We start from the raw sequence: 14,159 nt of genomic DNA, 5'->3' as shown, positions 1-14,159 counted from the left end.
CGTACGGGGGTGAGTCCTCTGCCGGAGACGCGCTACCCCAGTGTGCCCGAACTGGTGGCCGGTGCCCGAGCGCTGGCCGCGCACCGGCCGGACCTGTGCGCCCTCGACCGGGTCGGTCTCTCCCGGGCGGGCCGGCCGCTGCACCTGCTGTCCGTGGGGCACGCCCGCCGGGCCGTGCTGGTGGTCGCGGGCGCGCACGCCAACGAGCCCGCGGGCGGTTCGACGCTCCTGGCGCTGGCCCGGCGGGTGCGGGACGAGCGGGAGCTGCGGGCGGACACCTCCTGGCACTTCCTGCTCTGCGCCGACCCGGACGGGGCGAGCCTGCACGTGACCCCGGCGCCGCGCACGCTGCTCGACTACCACCTGGGCTTCTTCCGGCCGGCCGGGGCCGAGCAGCCGGAGTGGTCGCCGTCCGTGCTGCCGCCCGGCCGGCTGCCGCCCGAGACCCGGGCGCTGACCGGGGTGATCGACGCGCTGCGCCCCTACCTCCAGGTGACGCTGCACGGCACCGAGCTGGGCGGCAGCTGGGTGCAGCTCACCCGCGACGTGCCCGGTCTGGCGGAACCTTTCTGCAAATCGGCGGCGGAGCTGCGCATCCCCATCGAGACGGGGGCCTGCGACGCGGCGGGCTGGCCCGTCTCCGGGCCCGGGGTGCGGGTGATGCCGGCGCCCGGCGCTGCCCTGGCCCACCCGAGCCTGCCCGACGACGCCCGGCACAGCACCTGGTACCACGCGCACCGCCACGGCGGTCTGACGGCGGTCGTGGAGATCCCGATGTGGGCGAGCGACCTGGTCGACGACCCCGCACCGCACCCCGCGCCCGAGGCGGAGCTGCGGCGGCTGGCCGCCCGGCTGCTGCGGGACGCGCGGGCGGTGGAGGCGGTGCTCGCCGACGCGCTGCCCCGGCTGCGGGGCGCCGACGGGCCGCTGCTGCGCGCGGCCCGCTGGGGTCTCGGCGTGGTGCCGGGGCTGGCGGCGGACTGGACGGGCGGCCCGCCCGCCGACACGAGCAGGGCCTACGTCGGCAGTGTGGACGCCTTCGGCCGGCGGCTGCCGCTGCGGGCCGCCGCGATGCTGCTGCGGGTGCTGCGCGCGGCCGACGACCGGGCGGCACCGGCGCTCGCCCGTCTCGTGGCGACCTGGAGCGTGGCCTTCGCCGACCGGTTCCGGGCCCGCTGGGTGCCGCTGGAGCACCAGGTGGAGCACCAGTCCCGCACGGTGGTGGAGACGGCCCGCCACGCCCGTGACGTGGCCGGCTGACGGTGGCGGCGCGGACGCCCGCGCCGCCACCGGTACGGGAGGCCCGCCCCGCCGCGCGCCGCTCACGCGTCCAGCGCGAACACGTCCCCCGTCCGGGCGTTCATCTCGCAGCCGTTGGCGAAGGTCTCCGTGTAGTCGACCGCGCGGCCCTGCCACTCGCCGCGCGCCTGCACGGTCACCGGCGCGTAGATCATCGAACAGAACGCGTCCTTGCGGGGGATGCCCCGGATGTCGCCGCGCGCCGAGCGCAGCTCCGCGCACGCCTCGGCCGCGTGGGCGTGGCCGTGCGGCGGGTCGCACAGCAGCAGGGTGCCGCGCGTGTCGCCGCCGCCGGAACGGGTGTCGCCGTGGGTGACGGTGACATAGAGCCAGTCGCCCCGGTCGTGGTGCCGGGCCCACCCGGCCGCCTGGGCCGGGACCGCCGTGCCCGCGAGGAGGACCGCCGCGGCCGGCACTGCCCGGCGCAGCCACCGGGTCGTCGCCTTGCTGATGAAGTGGGTCATGGCGGGTGTATCGGCACACCGGTGCGCCACCCCCAGTCCGGCTCACCCGAACGGGAGCGCCCCCGCCCAGCGCGCGGACCGCCTCAGTGCGCCGACAGCCGGTAGGACACCTGCCCGAAGCCGACCTGGTCGCCCTCGCGGACGACGGCCGCGCCGGTCACCCGCCGCCCGTTGACGGTGGTCCCGTTGGTCGAGCCGAGGTCGCGCAGGACCCACAGGCCGCTCTGGTGGCGCAGCTCGGCGTGGGTGCGCGAGACCGTCTCGTGGTTGAGCCGCAGTCCGCTCGCCGGGTCGCGCCCGATGCGCAGCGGACACCCGCTGTCCGCGTGCGGCAGCAGCAGCTTGGGCAGCCGCTCGGACTGCCAGGCCCGGCGCAGCCGCACGGTGAAGCCGGAGACGGCCCCGACGGCGCCGAACAGCGCGCGCGAGAGCCGTCCCTCGGTGGACAGGTCCGAGGTGAGCACGGCTAGCTCGTCCGGGCGGCGGGCGGCCAGCGCCCGTTCCATGCGGTGCGCGAACGTGTCGTACGACAGCCGGCCGGCCGCGACGCCGTCGCGCAGCACCTCCAGCGCCCGGTCGCGCTCCGCGTCGGACACCCGCGCGGGGTGGGTGTGGAACTCGAAGGACGACGTCACGCTGGTGATTGTCGGACAACCGGCCCGGGGTGTCCAGAAAACGGGAGCGGCGCCGCGGTGTGCCGAGTTGACGACATCTCCCGCGAAAGGGTGGAACCGAAAGCGGACTGATCGTCTTTGCAGGACCATGGGGACGCCAACACGGTGAAGCAGACGAAGGGGAACCGTCCGTGCATTTCGAGGTGTGGGCACCGCAGGCCGGCCGGGTGACGCTCCGGTGCGACGGCGCCACGCGCGCGCTGGAGCCCGATCCGGAGCGTCCTGGCTGGTGGAGCGGCGAGGCCGAGGCGCGGGACGGCTCGCGCTACGGCTTCGCCCTGGACGACGGCCCGGTGCTGCCCGATCCGCGCTCGCGGCGGCAGCCGGACGGACCGGACGGCCTGAGCGCCGTCGTCGACCAGGGGCGGCACACCTGGCGCAGCGACGGCTGGGCCGGACGCCCGCTGCCCGGGGCCGTGCTCTACGAGCTGCACGTCGGCACGTACACACCCGAGGGCACCTTCGACGCCGCCGCGGGCCGCCTGGAGCACCTGGTGGAACTGGGCGTCACACACGTGGAGCTGATGCCGGTGTGCCCGTTCCCCGGGCGGCACGGCTGGGGGTACGACGGGGTGTCGCTGTGGGCGGTGCACGAGCCCTACGGCGGCCCCGAGGGGCTGAAGCGCTTCGTCGACCGGGCGCACGAGCTGGGCCTCGGCGTGGTCCTGGACGTGGTGCACAACCACCTGGGCCCGTCCGGCAACCACCTGCCGAAGTTCGGGCCGTACTTCACCGACACCCACCACACGCCCTGGGGCTCGGCCGTCAACCTGGACGCGCCCGGCTCCGACGAGGTGCGCGACTACCTCCTGGGCAGCGCCCTGGCCTGGCTGCGCGACTACCGGCTGGACGGGCTGCGCCTGGACGCGGTGCACGCGCTCGTGGACACCCGCGCCCGGCACTTCCTGGAGGAGCTTTCGGCGGCCGTGGACACGCTCGCGGCGGACCTGGGCCGGCCGCTGTTCCTCATCGGCGAGTCGGACCTGAACGACCCGCGGCTGATCACCCCGCGCGCGGAGCACGGCCTCGGGCTGCACGCCCAGTGGAGCGACGACTTCCACCACGCGGTGCACACCGCCGTCACCGGCGAGTCGCAGGCGTACTACGCCGACTTCGCGCGCGCCCCGCTCGCCGCGCTCGCCAAGACCCTCACCGGCGGCTACTTCCACGACGGGACGTACTCCAGCTTCCGGGGCCGCCACCACGGCCGCCCACTGGACCGCACCCGCACCGCCGGGCACCGGCTGCTCGGCTACAGCCAGACCCACGACCAGATCGGCAACCGGGCCCGGGGCGACCGGCTGTCGGGGCTGCTGGCGGACGCCCCCGGGCTGCTGGCGTGCGCGGCGACACTGACGCTGACCGCGCCGTTCACGCCGATGCTCTTCATGGGCGAGGAGTGGGCGGCGGGCACACCGTGGCAGTTCTTCACCGACCACACCGACCCGGAGCTGGCCGAGGCGGTGCGCCAGGGGCGGCGCCGGGAGTTCGGGGCGCACGGCTGGGCGGCGCAGGACGTGCCCGACCCGCAGGACCCGGCGACCCGGGACCGCTCCTGCCTCGACTGGTCGGAGCCCGGACGCGAGCCGCACGCGCGCGTGCTGGACTGGTACCGGCGGCTGATCGCGCTGCGCCGCGGGCTGCCCGACCTGACCGATCCGGACCTCGCCGCCACCCGGGTCGCCCACGACGAGGAGGCCGGCTGGCTGGCCTTCCGGCGCGGGGACGTACGGGTGGCCGTCAACCTGGGCAGCGCGACGGCGGCGATCCCGCTGGGCATCCGTCCGGCCCGGGTGCTCGCCGCCTGGGAGCCGGTCGAGGCGCCCGGCGGGACGGGGCTGCTGCGGCTGCCCGGCCGCTCCTGCGTGGTGCTGGCGCAGAGCTGAGCGCGGCCCGCCCCGCGCGGCTAAGCCTGCCCGCCCCCGGCGCCTTCCTGCCCGTCGTCCTGCGTGTCGTCCTGCTTGTCGCCCTGTTTGCCGTCCTGCTCGCCCTCTTCGCGGAACTCGGTGACCCGCTCCAGCAGGATCGCCTCCCAGGAGTGGCGCAGCTGGACGCGCAGCAGCGGCAGCGGGCTCTCGTCGCGGCCCGCCAGGCGGCCGGCGAGGCGGATCACCGTGTCGCAGCGGGCCAGCCACAGGCCGCGCAGGCAGGGGCGGGCGCCGTAGCCCGCGAGGGTGGCCGCGCGCACGGCGGCCGGTGATCCCACGGCCAGGGCGAGCCCGGCGATGTCCTCGGCGGGGTCGCCGATCACCGCGTCCGTCCAGTCCAGGACGCCGCGGACCCGGCCGTCCGGGGAGAGCACCAGGTGCTCGCCCTTGAGGTCGTGGTGGACGAGGACGGCGGCGTGGGACTGGGCGGCCAGCTGGGCCGCGGCGGGCGCGGAGAGCTGGGCCATCCGCGCGGGTTCGAACTCGTCGGCCGCGCCGAGCTCCTCCGCGGCGTGCACGGCCATCCGGCGCAGCGCCTCCAGGGAGCGGGGCGCGGTGCGCGGGACGCCGAGCGTCCCGGCCTGCCGCACGGGCACCGCGCGCAGCCCGGCCAGCAGCCCGGCCAGGTCGTCCTCGCCGAGCGCGGAGACGTCCAGCTCGTCGGCCGTGCCGCCGGTGATCCTGGTGTCCAGGGTGTACGCCAGTCCGGGCGCCCACTCGCCGTGCGCGGCGCTCGTGGGGACGGCCACCGGCAGGTGCGGGCGGGCCAGGTCGCGCAGGCGCAGTTCGCGGCGCAGCCGCGCCGAGGCGTCGCGGTCGGGGGCCAGCCGCAGCACATGGCGCGCGCCGACCCACCAGGTGGAGTGCTCACCGCCCGTGGTGACGGGCCGTACCTCGGGCACCCCGGCGGCGGCGTAGCCGTCGCGCGGGGCGTCGGGAAGCAGGGTGCGGACCAGCCTGCGGACGCTGTCCGCCGTGGGTGTCGGTGCCTGGGTCATCGTCGCGCCGTGTCGTCGGGTCGGGTCGGGTCGGGTGGAATCAGTCGGCGGATCAGTCCACCAGGACCAGCTCCCGGGTGGTGTCGTTGAGGCGGCGGCCCCCGTCCGCGGTGACCGTCACGATGTCCTCGATCCGGACCCCGAAGCGGCCGGGCAGATAGATGCCGGGTTCCACGGAGAAGCACATGCCGGGCACGAGGGGCTGCCGCTCCCCCTCGATCATGTACGGCGGCTCATGGGTGGTGACGCCGATGCCGTGGCCGGTGCGGTGGATGAAGTACTCGCCGTAGCCCGCCTCGGCGATGACCGCGCGGGCGGCCCGGTCCACGTCCTGGCAGGCCGCGCCCGGCCGTACGGCCGCGAAGCCCGCCTCCTGGGCCTCGCGCACGACGTCGTGCACCCGGCGCTCCTCGTCGGTGGGTTCGCCCACGTGCACGGTGCGGGTGGTGTCGGAGCCGTAGCCGTCCTTGAGCCCGCCGAAGTCGAGGACGACCATGTCGCCGTGTTCGATGACCCGGTGTCCCACCTCGTGGTGCGGGTCGGCGCCGTTGGGCCCGGAGCCGACGATGGTGAAGTCGACCTGGGAGTGGCCGAAGCGCCGCAGCAGGTCGGCGAGGTCGGCGCCCACCTCGCGCTCGCGGCGCCCGGCGAAGCGTACGTGCCTGATCTCCTCGAACGTGCGGTCGGCGGCGGCGCCCGCGGCGGCGAGCAGGTCGAGCTCGGCCGGGTCCTTCACGGCGCGGAGCATCGGCAGGGCCTCGGTGAGGGCGGCGTAGGAGGTGCCGGGCAGGGTCTGCTGGAGGCCGAGCAGGTGCAGGGCCCAGGCGTTGTCGCTGACGCCGAAGCGGCCGCGGCCGTCGAGGAGGGCGGCGGTGAGGGCGTAGGGGTCCTTGCCGTCGGTCCAGTCCCGCAGGGTCAGCGCGGGGGCGCCGGTGGCCTGGGCGGCGTCCGGGGCCTCCAGGGTGGGCACGACGAGGACGGGGTCGCGGCCGGGGACCAGGACCAGCAGGGTGAGCCGTTCGGTGGCGGCGGGCGGCGCGTAGCCGGTGAGCCACACCAGGTCGGGTCCGGGGGCGACGAGCAGTCCGGCCAGTCCGGCGTCCGCCGCCGCGCGCTCGGCGCGCGCCATCCGGGCCCGGTAGTCGTCGGCGGTGAAGGGCGCGGGCGCGGTGCCGGTCATCCGGGCCTCCGTGTGCGGCTGAAGGGGCGGGTGGGACGAACAGTCGGGCGTCGGGCAGGGCCCACGGGCAGCATCCTGCCCGCGCGGAGTGGGCGGCGCGAGCCGGTCGGTCCGGCCGTCCGCTCCCTGCTCCATCCTCGCTGCCCGGGTGTCCGCACGACCACCGCTTTCCCGGATTCGATCTCACGGTCGGGGCCTGCGCGGCCATGAGCGCTGATGGCGTGATCACCGTCAGCCACGAGGACACCCTGAAGGACGACCTGACGGAAGACCGTCCAGAAGACCTGCCGGGACGGCCTGACGCGACGATCCGGACGGCGGCCGTCGATCCGACGACGGGGGGCGTGCGGCCGTACCCGTCGTCACGTACGCGGCGTGGTCAGGTGACGACGCCCGGGGTGACGTCCAGCTGCTGGTAGCCCCCACCGCGGTGGCGCACGGTCAGCACCACCGAACGGCCGGGGTCGGCCTTCGCCACCGCGCGCGCGAGGTCGGCCGCCGAGTCGATCCGCGTCCGGTCGAACACGAGCAGCACATCGCCGCGGACCAGCCCGGCCGAGTAGCCGGGGCCCGGCACATGGACGCCGACGACCCGCGCCCCGGGCTTCCCGTCGTCCACCGCCTCCACCCCGAGGGTCGGCCCCACCGGAACCGGCGCCGACCGCACCGCCGCGGCACCCTCCGGGCCGGTTCCGGACCCGGCCCCGGAACCGGAGGCCGACACCGCCGGGGCCGCCGCCGGACCCGCGAGGCCCGCGTGCCGCTGGGCCTCGGCCAGCCTGCTCGCACCGATCACCGTGGCGCCCACCGCGCCCAGCCCTACCCCGGCCAGCAGCAGCACCAGCCCGGCGCACAGGCCGCACAGCGCGCCCGCGAACCGGCGGCCGGGCCGCCGCTGGCCGGTGCCGGAAGGGCTCCGCTCGCGCGAGGCGCCGCCCGCGGGCTCGGCACCGGGCAGGGGCTTGGGACGCAACGCAGTCTGTTCCATTCGTTCTCCTCCGGCTGGTGCCTACCCGGCGACCTGGTCCGCCACGAGCCACGAAAGGGTGAGCACGCGCCACGAAAGAGTGAGAACGCGGGCGCCTGCCACGTTCGGCCGTATGAGCGATCACCTCCTGCGGCTGCTGCGGGACAGCCCGCGTCTGGCCGAACTGGCGGCCTTTCCCTTCGCGTTCGACCTCGCGGGCGCCGAACACGTCGAGGAGGTACGGCTCGCCGACGGCGGACCGCTCGAACCGGTCGCGGGCGACGGCTCGGGCGGCACGTACTTCGTGTGCGGCGACGGCTCCGTGCTCTGCGCTCCGCGCTCGGACTGCCCGAGCGCTCCCCGGTGGAACTCGTCGCCCTGCTGCACGAGTCGCTGCTGCGCACCGAGCCCGGCTTCCTGCTGCTCAACGCCGAGGAGGGGTGCGCCTACCGCCTGCTGGACCCGCTGCCCCGGCCGGCGCTGCGCGAGGTGGTCCTCGCCCACGCCCCGGACACCGGCGCCCTCGTCGCGGCCGGTCCGGACGAGGACGGCGCGTCGCTGTTCACCTGGGCCGGGCACGCCCTGGACCTGGGGCTGACGGAGCACGCGCGGGCCGCCCTGATCCGCGCGCTCGACGAGATCGTCATGAACCAGGGCGCGCCGCGCCGGACCGGCGCGCCCGGCGAACTCGACCTCTCGTCCCTGGTCCGGCCGGCCGAGGCGTTCGACCGCCTCGGCGACCAGTTCCAGGCCCTGCGCGCCCGGCAGTCGCGCACGGCCCTGGACCGCCCCGCCACCACCACGGCCGCCATCACCACGGCCGCCGTCACCACGGCCACAGACACCGGGCGGCGCTGAACCGGGTCCGGTCCGGCGCCGGTTCAGCTCCGGCCCGGCTTCTGTTCAGCCGACGGGCAGCGCGCGGGCCGGGGCCGGCAGCACGGGAGCCGGCGGGTGGTCCGGGAGGAAGGTGTGGGCGCGGCGGCCCAGCCACTCGGCCTTGTAGCGGTTGACGCTGCGGTGCCAGTTGAGGATGCCCGCCAGCCAGTTGCGCAGGTCGGCCACATAGCCGTCCAAGGTCGCCCGCGCCTCGTCGGACAGCGCGAAGTCGTCGCAGACGACGGAAAGTTCGTGCGCCACGACATGCTCGAACTGGCGCATCCGCTGGGTCATCAGGTCGTGCACCACGGTGAGCGCCGCCGGGTAGTCGATGCCGAAGAAGTGCTGCACGACGAGGATCCCGTTGTGGATCTCGCCCTCGTACTCGATCTCCTTCTGGTAGGAGAAGACGTCGTTGAGCAGGCAGGCGTAGTCCATGGCGGCGTTCTCCAGGGACCGGACCGGGCCGCTGCGGTACACCTCGGGCGGGATCGACGGGCCGTGTCCCAGCCGGCACAGGCTCAGGGTGAGGTCGGAGCCGAAGGTGGCACGCCGCATCTCCAGGTAGTCGACGGGGTCGGGCACCCGGTTCTGCAACTGGTTGGCCAGCTCCCACACCCAGCTCTCGGTCATCGAGTCGATGGCCTGCTTGAAGGTGCGCCGCTGGCCGGGGGTCATCTCGGCGGTGGTCCGCGCCCACAGGTCGGACAGGCCCCGTTCCATGGCGTTGCCGGGGACGGCGGCCTCCTCGCCGTCGACCGGCATGCAGGCCGACAGACGGGCGGTGGTCAGCCGGGCGGCGGCGAGGTCGCGGCGGTGGCCGTAGACCAGCGGGTAGTAGTCGTCGCCGTAGGTGCCCCAGGCGAGCCACTGCGCGCTGAGGTCCAGGGCCTCGGGTGTCGCGTCCGGGTCGAGTCCGGCCGAGCACAGCGCCAGGTCGTAGGCGTCGAGCTTGTCCTCGTCCCAGACGCCCTCGGCGAGGATCCCCATGCGGTGGCACCAGTCGGCGAGCCGCAGCCGGGAGCGGTCCAGATGCGGGCACAGCTCCAGCCGGAAGGGCATGTAGAGGTCGGGGATGCGCGAGGGGCCGACCTTCTCGTACGGGACGTGGCTGTGGGCGCGCAGCCGTTCGGCGCCGGCCGCGGCGAGCAGCGCGGCCATGTCGACGCCCGAGGTGCCGGGTCCGGTCGGGGCCTGCCAGGGGTTGGCGGGGCGCGCGCGTTCGTTCATGTACCGGCTGGAGCGGGTGTGCCATTCGTGGCCGCCGGACTGCCAGTCCTGGAGCCCCTTGGTGTACGCCGCCACCGCCGCGACCTGGTCGGGGGTGAGGCCCTTCTCCACGGCCAGGGCGGGCACTTCGGTGAGCGCGGTGTGCTCGAACTGGTGCAGCCGCGAGGTGAGGACGTCGTTGACGGTGTCGGCGGCCTCCTGGGTGGTGCAGCCGAAGAAGGTCTCCAGGACGAGCACGCCGTTGCTCAGCTCGCCCTCGTCCTCGACCTCCCGCTGGTAGGAGAAGAGGTCGTTGCGCAGGTGCACGGCGTCGGAGAAGGTCTCCATCAGCACCCGCAGCGGCCTGGAACCGGCGACGGCGGCGGGCACTTCGGCGGTGGCGTACTCCACGAGCCCGGCCGACCAGGGGGCGCCGCCGACCTTGCGGCGCATCTCGATGTACTCGACGGGGTTGGCGACCCGCCCCTCGTTGATGTTGGACAACTCCCACAGGGACTCGTTCAGCAGGTGCTCGGTGGCCACCGCGAACCGGCGGCGCCAGTCGGCCGACATCGCGGGGACCGTACGCGCCCACAGGTCGGCCAGGCCCGCCTCCACCGGGTTCTGCGGCTCGGGCACCTCGGCGGTGTCGTCCAGGGGCATGAACAGGGGCAGCCGGTCCAGGTACGCCTTGCCGCCGGTCCGGTCCTGGCTGCGCTTGAAGGTCTCCAGGAAGTGGTCGTCGAAGAAGAAGACCCACACGTACCAGTCGGTGATGAGGGAGAGGGCGGGTCCGTCGCAGTCGGGATGGGTGTAGGCGCAGAGCAGTCCGTAGTCGTGCGCGTCGAGGTCGGACTGCTCCCAGATCCCGGAGCCCTCCAGCATGCCCATGTCGCGGGCCCAGCGCGTGGCATGGGCGCGGGCCTCGTCCAGGTGCGGGTTCAGCCGCGCCGGGTGCGGCAGGTAGAAGTGCGGGAGTTCGAAGGGCTGCTGCGTCATGGCCGGGCCCTACCCGGGACGCTCCGGGACCATCCTCCGCCGCCCATTCGATCACACCATCGCGTGAATCACCGCCGAACACCCCTCCCGCGGGGGCCGGTTCCGGCAGGCGCCTCCGGCGGCCGGGCCGGGGCGGCCCGGCCGGGTCCGGCCGCGGTCAACCGTGGTCCAGTTCGGCTCAGCCGGGCTCAGGTCGGTTCAGCCGGGCTCGATGTCGCGCTCCAGCTGCACCGCCAGGCTCAGATAGCGAGGCCGCCGGGGCACGGGCACCAGGCCGCGGATCAGCAGGTGCCACATCTCGGCCGTCCGGCGCGGCAGCCGTGTCACCGGCTCCAGCGGGCGGCCGGTGACACGGGTGCCGACGAAGAAGGAGACCAGGGAGCGCGCCGCGGCCTGGACGTCGACGTCGGGATGGATGTCGGCCTCCTTAACCGCGCCCAGCAGCCGGTGCGTGGCGATCTCCAGCCACTCGGTGAAGGGGTGGCGCAGCGGCGCGCGCACCTCGACCCCGCCGGTGGCGAGCCGCAGTCCCGCACGGGCGATCGGGCCCTCCACGGAGAGCCGGGTGAACGCGAAGGTGATGCGCATCAGCGCTTCCAGGGACGAGCAGTTCCGCCCCTCCACCTCTCCGGTCACCTGACGCAGGGCCGCGGCCTGCAACTCCATGATGGCGTGGGCCAGATCGTCCTTGGCCGCGAAGTGGAAGTACAGGGCACCCTTGGTGACCTGCGCGTGTTCGACGATGTCACTGAGGCTCGTCCGTTCGTAGCCGTTCCGGTCGAACAGGTCGGCAGCCGCCGTGATGATCGTCGAGCGCGTCTGCTCGGCCCGTAACTGCCTCGCCATGGCCAGAACACTCCAGGGATGTAACGAACGGGACATGCTGTTTGTTTCTCGTTCGAGCCTACGATAGCCCACTCGCCCGGTCCGTCACCAGGCGAACGACAGTCCTGTTTACCCCGAATAATCAGCGGAAAAGCCCTCAAAGCAAGGCGAAAGCAGACTCGATAAAAACAGGGCGCGCGGTTTTATTTTGATCAACGTGGGCGCGGCACGGGGGCCACACGTCGACATCGAGGCGCGCGCACGTCGGTCCGCCGCGCGGCGGCACTCGACGGTGCACGGGAAGAGGTCCGCCGCCGCACTCCACGCCTCGCCATGGACGCGATCGTAGCGGCGGCGGCCGGGCCCCTCGCGGACCGGTCCCGGCCCTCCCGGGCGACGGGCGGAACTTATCCGGCGCCCCGCTAGTTTCTACGTTGCTGTAGATCTGACCTGACCGTCCCGGCCGCACCGGTTCCCGTGCGCGGCCGGTGCGGACTTCCGACCTTTTGGAGAGCGACCATGGCCCTGTGGGACCGCATCAAGGACTCCGCGACGCAGATGCAGACCCAGTTGACGGCGAAGAAGAACGACCTGAAGAGCGGTGCGTTCCGCGACGCGAGCATGGCGATGTGCGCGCTCGTGGCCGCCGCCGACGGCACCGTCGACCCCTCGGAGCGGCAGCGCGTCGCCCAGCTGATCGCCACCAACGAGGTCCTGCAGAACTTCCCCGCCGACGATCTGCGCCGCCGTTTCGAGGACAATCTGAACAAGCTGACCGCCGACTTCGCCTTCGGCAAGGTGAGCGTGCTCCAGGAGATCGCCAAGGCGAAGAAGAAGCCCGCCGAGGCCCGCGCGGTCGTGCAGATCGGCATCGTCATCGGCGGCGCGGACGGCGACTTCGACAAGACCGAGCAGGCCGTGGTCCGCGAGGCGTGCTACGCGCTGGACCTGCCGCCGCACGAGTTCGACCTCTGAGCGGCCCGGTCGGGGCGATGGCGGCACGCGGGCGGCGGTGGACCCGGCCGGCCCGGCGGAACCGGACGGCCGCCGCGCCCGGGTGCGCGCCGCCGGTGTGCGGTCACAGCCCGGCCAGCACCGGGAGGAGCCGGGTGGCGGCCGTGACGTCGGCCGTCAGCGGCCGGTCCTCCGTACCGGCCGGCAGCGCGGCGGCGGCCACGGCGAACACCGCGCAGCGCGGCGGCTCCCGGAAGCAGCGCAACGCGCGCACGGCGGTGACCAGTTCGCAGGCCAGGACGGTCGCGTAGGCGTCCGCCGCGCGCAGGGTCTGGCGGGCCGCCTGGGACGCGAAGCTGGCCGCCTCCTCCAGTCCGTGGGAGAGCACCGCGTGACCGGCCGAGGCGGGCAGCGCGCAGGCACGCAGCTCGGCCAGGGCCGAGTTGGCGGTGTACTCCAGGATCATGGTGCCGGAGCTGCCGGCCGGTCCGGAGGCGAGGAAGGCGGGCAGTCCGGTGAGGTCCGGGCGGCCGAGCGCGGCGAGGCGGGCGGCGGACAGCTGGGCGGTCTGGAGCAGCGCGAGGTTGAGTCCGTCCAGGGCGAGGCCCAGCGGAGCGGCGTAGAAGCCGCCGTGGTGGTGGGCGGTGGTGCCGTCGGCGCCGATGAGCGGGTTCTCCGAGGGGCAGTTGACCTCGGTCCGCACGACACGGCGCAGCGCGTCCGCCGCGTCCAGCGCGGGACCGTGCGCCTGCGGGAAGGCCCTGAATCCGAACGGGTCCTGGATCCGGCGCGCACCGCCGCTGCCCGTCCCCCCGGGCCCGCCGAGCAGTCGCCGCACCTCGGCGGCGGCACGGGCGGCTCCCGGGTAGGGGCGCAGGGCGTGCACCTCGGGCGCGTACGCCTCCAGCGAACCGGAGACGGCGGCCAGCGAGAGGGCCGCCACAGCGTGGGTGGCCCGCAGCAGCACGTCGAGGTCGTGGCAGCCCAGGGCCGCCTGGCCGAGGGTGAGCGCGTTGCTGCTGAGCAGCGCGAGCGCGTCACCGGGCCGCAGGACGACCGGAGCGGGCAGCTCGGGGACGACGGGCGCGACCACGGCGGGGCTCGTGGCGGCGGCCGCGGTGGCCGGTGCGGGGCCGGTGGGCGGCGCGGGCGTGGACGGCCCGCCCGCGCCGTCCGGGACGGCGGCGGGGCCGGGGGCGGGAACGGCTCCGGGGTCGGAAGCGGAAGCGGGGCCGGGGGCGGGGGCGGCGGTCCGCCAGGGGCGTTCGCCGATCAGGGTCAGGCCCGTCTGGGCCAGGGCCGTCAAATCGCCGGTGCCGAGACCGCCGTACTCGTTGACGGCCGGGTGGACGCCGAGGCGCAGCGCCTCGGCGAGGGCGGTGACGAAAGCGGGCTGGATGCCGGAGCCGCCGGCCAGGAGCTGGTTGGCGCGGACCGCCAGCATCGCCCGGACATGGCGGGCGGGCAGCTCGGCGCCCGCGCCGCCCGCGTGACTGCGCAGCAGCCGCAGGCCGTGCCCGGCCTCTTCCGGATCCTCCACCGGCACCGAGCGGTGCGCGCCGACCCCGGTGCCGCGGCCGTAGAGCCGGCCGGCGCGGGCCAGCCGGTCCGCCGCCTTCCAGGAGCGGTGGGCGCGCGCCAGCGCCTCGGCCGGTACGACGGGTTCGGCCGAGGCGTCGGCGAGGCGGACCACGTCGTCCAGGGTCAGCTCGCGCCCGTCCAGCACGACGCGGGCCCGGCCCGCTTCCCGGGGCGCCCACGCCGTGCTGCTCATCCCTGCGTC

At 74.9% G+C, this 14,159-nt stretch carries 12 protein-coding genes; 4 read left to right on the top strand and 8 right to left on the bottom strand.

Features of this window, described 5'->3' with window-relative positions; translation table 11 throughout:
* Positions 1 to 9: 9 nt before the first annotated feature.
* Complete coding sequence (locus A8713_RS25320; protein WP_064535853.1) at positions 10 to 1,260, top strand: M14 family zinc carboxypeptidase; 1,251 nt, start codon at positions 10 to 12, stop codon at positions 1,258 to 1,260.
* A gap of 62 nt (positions 1,261 to 1,322) precedes the next feature.
* On the opposite strand, the gene A8713_RS25315 is transcribed toward A8713_RS25320, so the two are convergent.
* On the bottom strand, positions 1,323 to 1,763 hold the full coding sequence (locus A8713_RS25315; RefSeq protein ID WP_064535852.1) for an SSI family serine proteinase inhibitor: 441 nt from the start codon (positions 1,761 to 1,763) through the stop codon (positions 1,323 to 1,325).
* An 83-nt stretch (positions 1,764 to 1,846) separates the two neighbouring features.
* Entirely contained in the window at positions 1,847 to 2,398 is a 552-nt protein-coding gene (locus A8713_RS25310) for a DUF1707 and FHA domain-containing protein (RefSeq protein WP_064535851.1), read from the bottom strand.
* Between the two features lie 170 nt (positions 2,399 to 2,568).
* Between A8713_RS25310 and treZ the strand changes: the two genes are divergently transcribed.
* Positions 2,569 to 4,323, top strand: coding sequence for a malto-oligosyltrehalose trehalohydrolase (gene treZ / locus A8713_RS25305; RefSeq protein WP_064535850.1), 1,755 nt, complete (start codon positions 2,569 to 2,571; stop codon positions 4,321 to 4,323).
* 20 nt (positions 4,324 to 4,343) lie between these two features.
* On the opposite strand, the gene A8713_RS25300 is transcribed toward treZ, so the two are convergent.
* The 3 genes from A8713_RS25300 to A8713_RS25290 all read right to left on the bottom strand — a co-directional run bounded on the left by A8713_RS25300 (position 4,344) and on the right by A8713_RS25290 (position 7,531).
* Entirely contained in the window at positions 4,344 to 5,363 is a 1,020-nt protein-coding gene (locus A8713_RS25300; RefSeq protein WP_064535849.1) for a phosphotransferase family protein, read from the bottom strand.
* 52 nt (positions 5,364 to 5,415) lie between these two features.
* Positions 5,416 to 6,543 carry an aminopeptidase P family protein gene (locus A8713_RS25295; RefSeq protein WP_064535848.1) on the bottom strand — a complete coding sequence of 376 codons (1,128 nt, stop codon included), beginning with the start codon at positions 6,541 to 6,543 and terminating at the stop codon, positions 5,416 to 5,418.
* Positions 6,544 to 6,922: 379 nt separating this feature from the next.
* The gene (locus A8713_RS25290; protein ID WP_064535847.1) at positions 6,923 to 7,531 is read right to left on the bottom strand and encodes a PDZ domain-containing protein; all 609 of its coding nucleotides are present in this window, start codon (positions 7,529 to 7,531) and stop codon (positions 6,923 to 6,925) included.
* A 285-nt stretch (positions 7,532 to 7,816) separates the two neighbouring features.
* On the opposite strand from A8713_RS25290, the gene A8713_RS25285 reads away from it, so the two are divergent.
* The gene (locus A8713_RS25285) at positions 7,817 to 8,368 is read left to right on the top strand and encodes a hypothetical protein (protein WP_064535846.1); all 552 of its coding nucleotides are present in this window, start codon (positions 7,817 to 7,819) and stop codon (positions 8,366 to 8,368) included.
* Between the two features lie 45 nt (positions 8,369 to 8,413).
* Here the strand turns inward: A8713_RS25285 and cyc2 are convergent, their stop codons facing one another.
* Entirely contained in the window at positions 8,414 to 10,597 is a 2,184-nt protein-coding gene (cyc2, locus tag A8713_RS25280) for a germacradienol/geosmin synthase Cyc2 (RefSeq protein ID WP_064535845.1), read from the bottom strand.
* A gap of 198 nt (positions 10,598 to 10,795) precedes the next feature.
* Entirely contained in the window at positions 10,796 to 11,443 is a 648-nt protein-coding gene (locus A8713_RS25275) for a ScbR family autoregulator-binding transcription factor (RefSeq protein ID WP_064535844.1), read from the bottom strand.
* Positions 11,444 to 11,941: 498 nt separating this feature from the next.
* Here A8713_RS25275 and A8713_RS25270 point away from each other — a divergent pair, with 498 nt between their 5' ends.
* Entirely contained in the window at positions 11,942 to 12,397 is a 456-nt protein-coding gene (locus tag A8713_RS25270; RefSeq protein WP_018564391.1) for a tellurite resistance TerB family protein, read from the top strand.
* Between the two features lie 103 nt (positions 12,398 to 12,500).
* Here the strand turns inward: A8713_RS25270 and A8713_RS25265 are convergent, their stop codons facing one another.
* Positions 12,501 to 14,150 (bottom strand): aromatic amino acid ammonia-lyase, encoded by a 1,650-nt coding sequence (locus A8713_RS25265; protein WP_064535843.1) that lies wholly within the window; start codon positions 14,148 to 14,150, stop codon positions 12,501 to 12,503.
* Between the last annotated feature and the right edge of the window lie 9 nt (positions 14,151 to 14,159).

The organism is Streptomyces sp. SAT1, from assembly GCF_001654495.1.
GTDB classification, from domain to species: domain Bacteria; phylum Actinomycetota; class Actinomycetes; order Streptomycetales; family Streptomycetaceae; genus Streptomyces; species Streptomyces andamanensis.
This window is presented reverse-complemented; position numbering and strand designations above follow the sequence as displayed.

Bases quoted from the DNA above. Each gene is read 5' to 3' on its own strand.
- A8713_RS25315 (WP_064535852.1), bottom strand. From the start codon at position 1,763: ATGACCCACTTCATCAGCAAGGCGACGACCCGGTGGCTGCGCCGGGCA.
- A8713_RS25300 (WP_064535849.1), bottom strand. From the start codon at position 5,363: ATGACCCAGGCACCGACACCCACGGCGGACAGCGTCCGCAGGCTGGTC.
- A8713_RS25295 (WP_064535848.1), bottom strand. From the start codon at position 6,543: ATGACCGGCACCGCGCCCGCGCCCTTCACCGCCGACGACTACCGGGCC.
- A8713_RS25290 (WP_064535847.1), bottom strand. From the start codon at position 7,531: ATGGAACAGACTGCGTTGCGTCCCAAGCCCCTGCCCGGTGCCGAGCCC.
- cyc2 (WP_064535845.1), bottom strand. From the start codon at position 10,597: ATGACGCAGCAGCCCTTCGAACTCCCGCACTTCTACCTGCCGCACCCG.
- A8713_RS25275 (WP_064535844.1), bottom strand. From the start codon at position 11,443: ATGGCGAGGCAGTTACGGGCCGAGCAGACGCGCTCGACGATCATCACG.
- A8713_RS25270 (WP_018564391.1), top strand. From the start codon at position 11,942: ATGGCCCTGTGGGACCGCATCAAGGACTCCGCGACGCAGATGCAGACC.
- A8713_RS25265 (WP_064535843.1), bottom strand. From the start codon at position 14,150: ATGAGCAGCACGGCGTGGGCGCCCCGGGAAGCGGGCCGGGCCCGCGTC.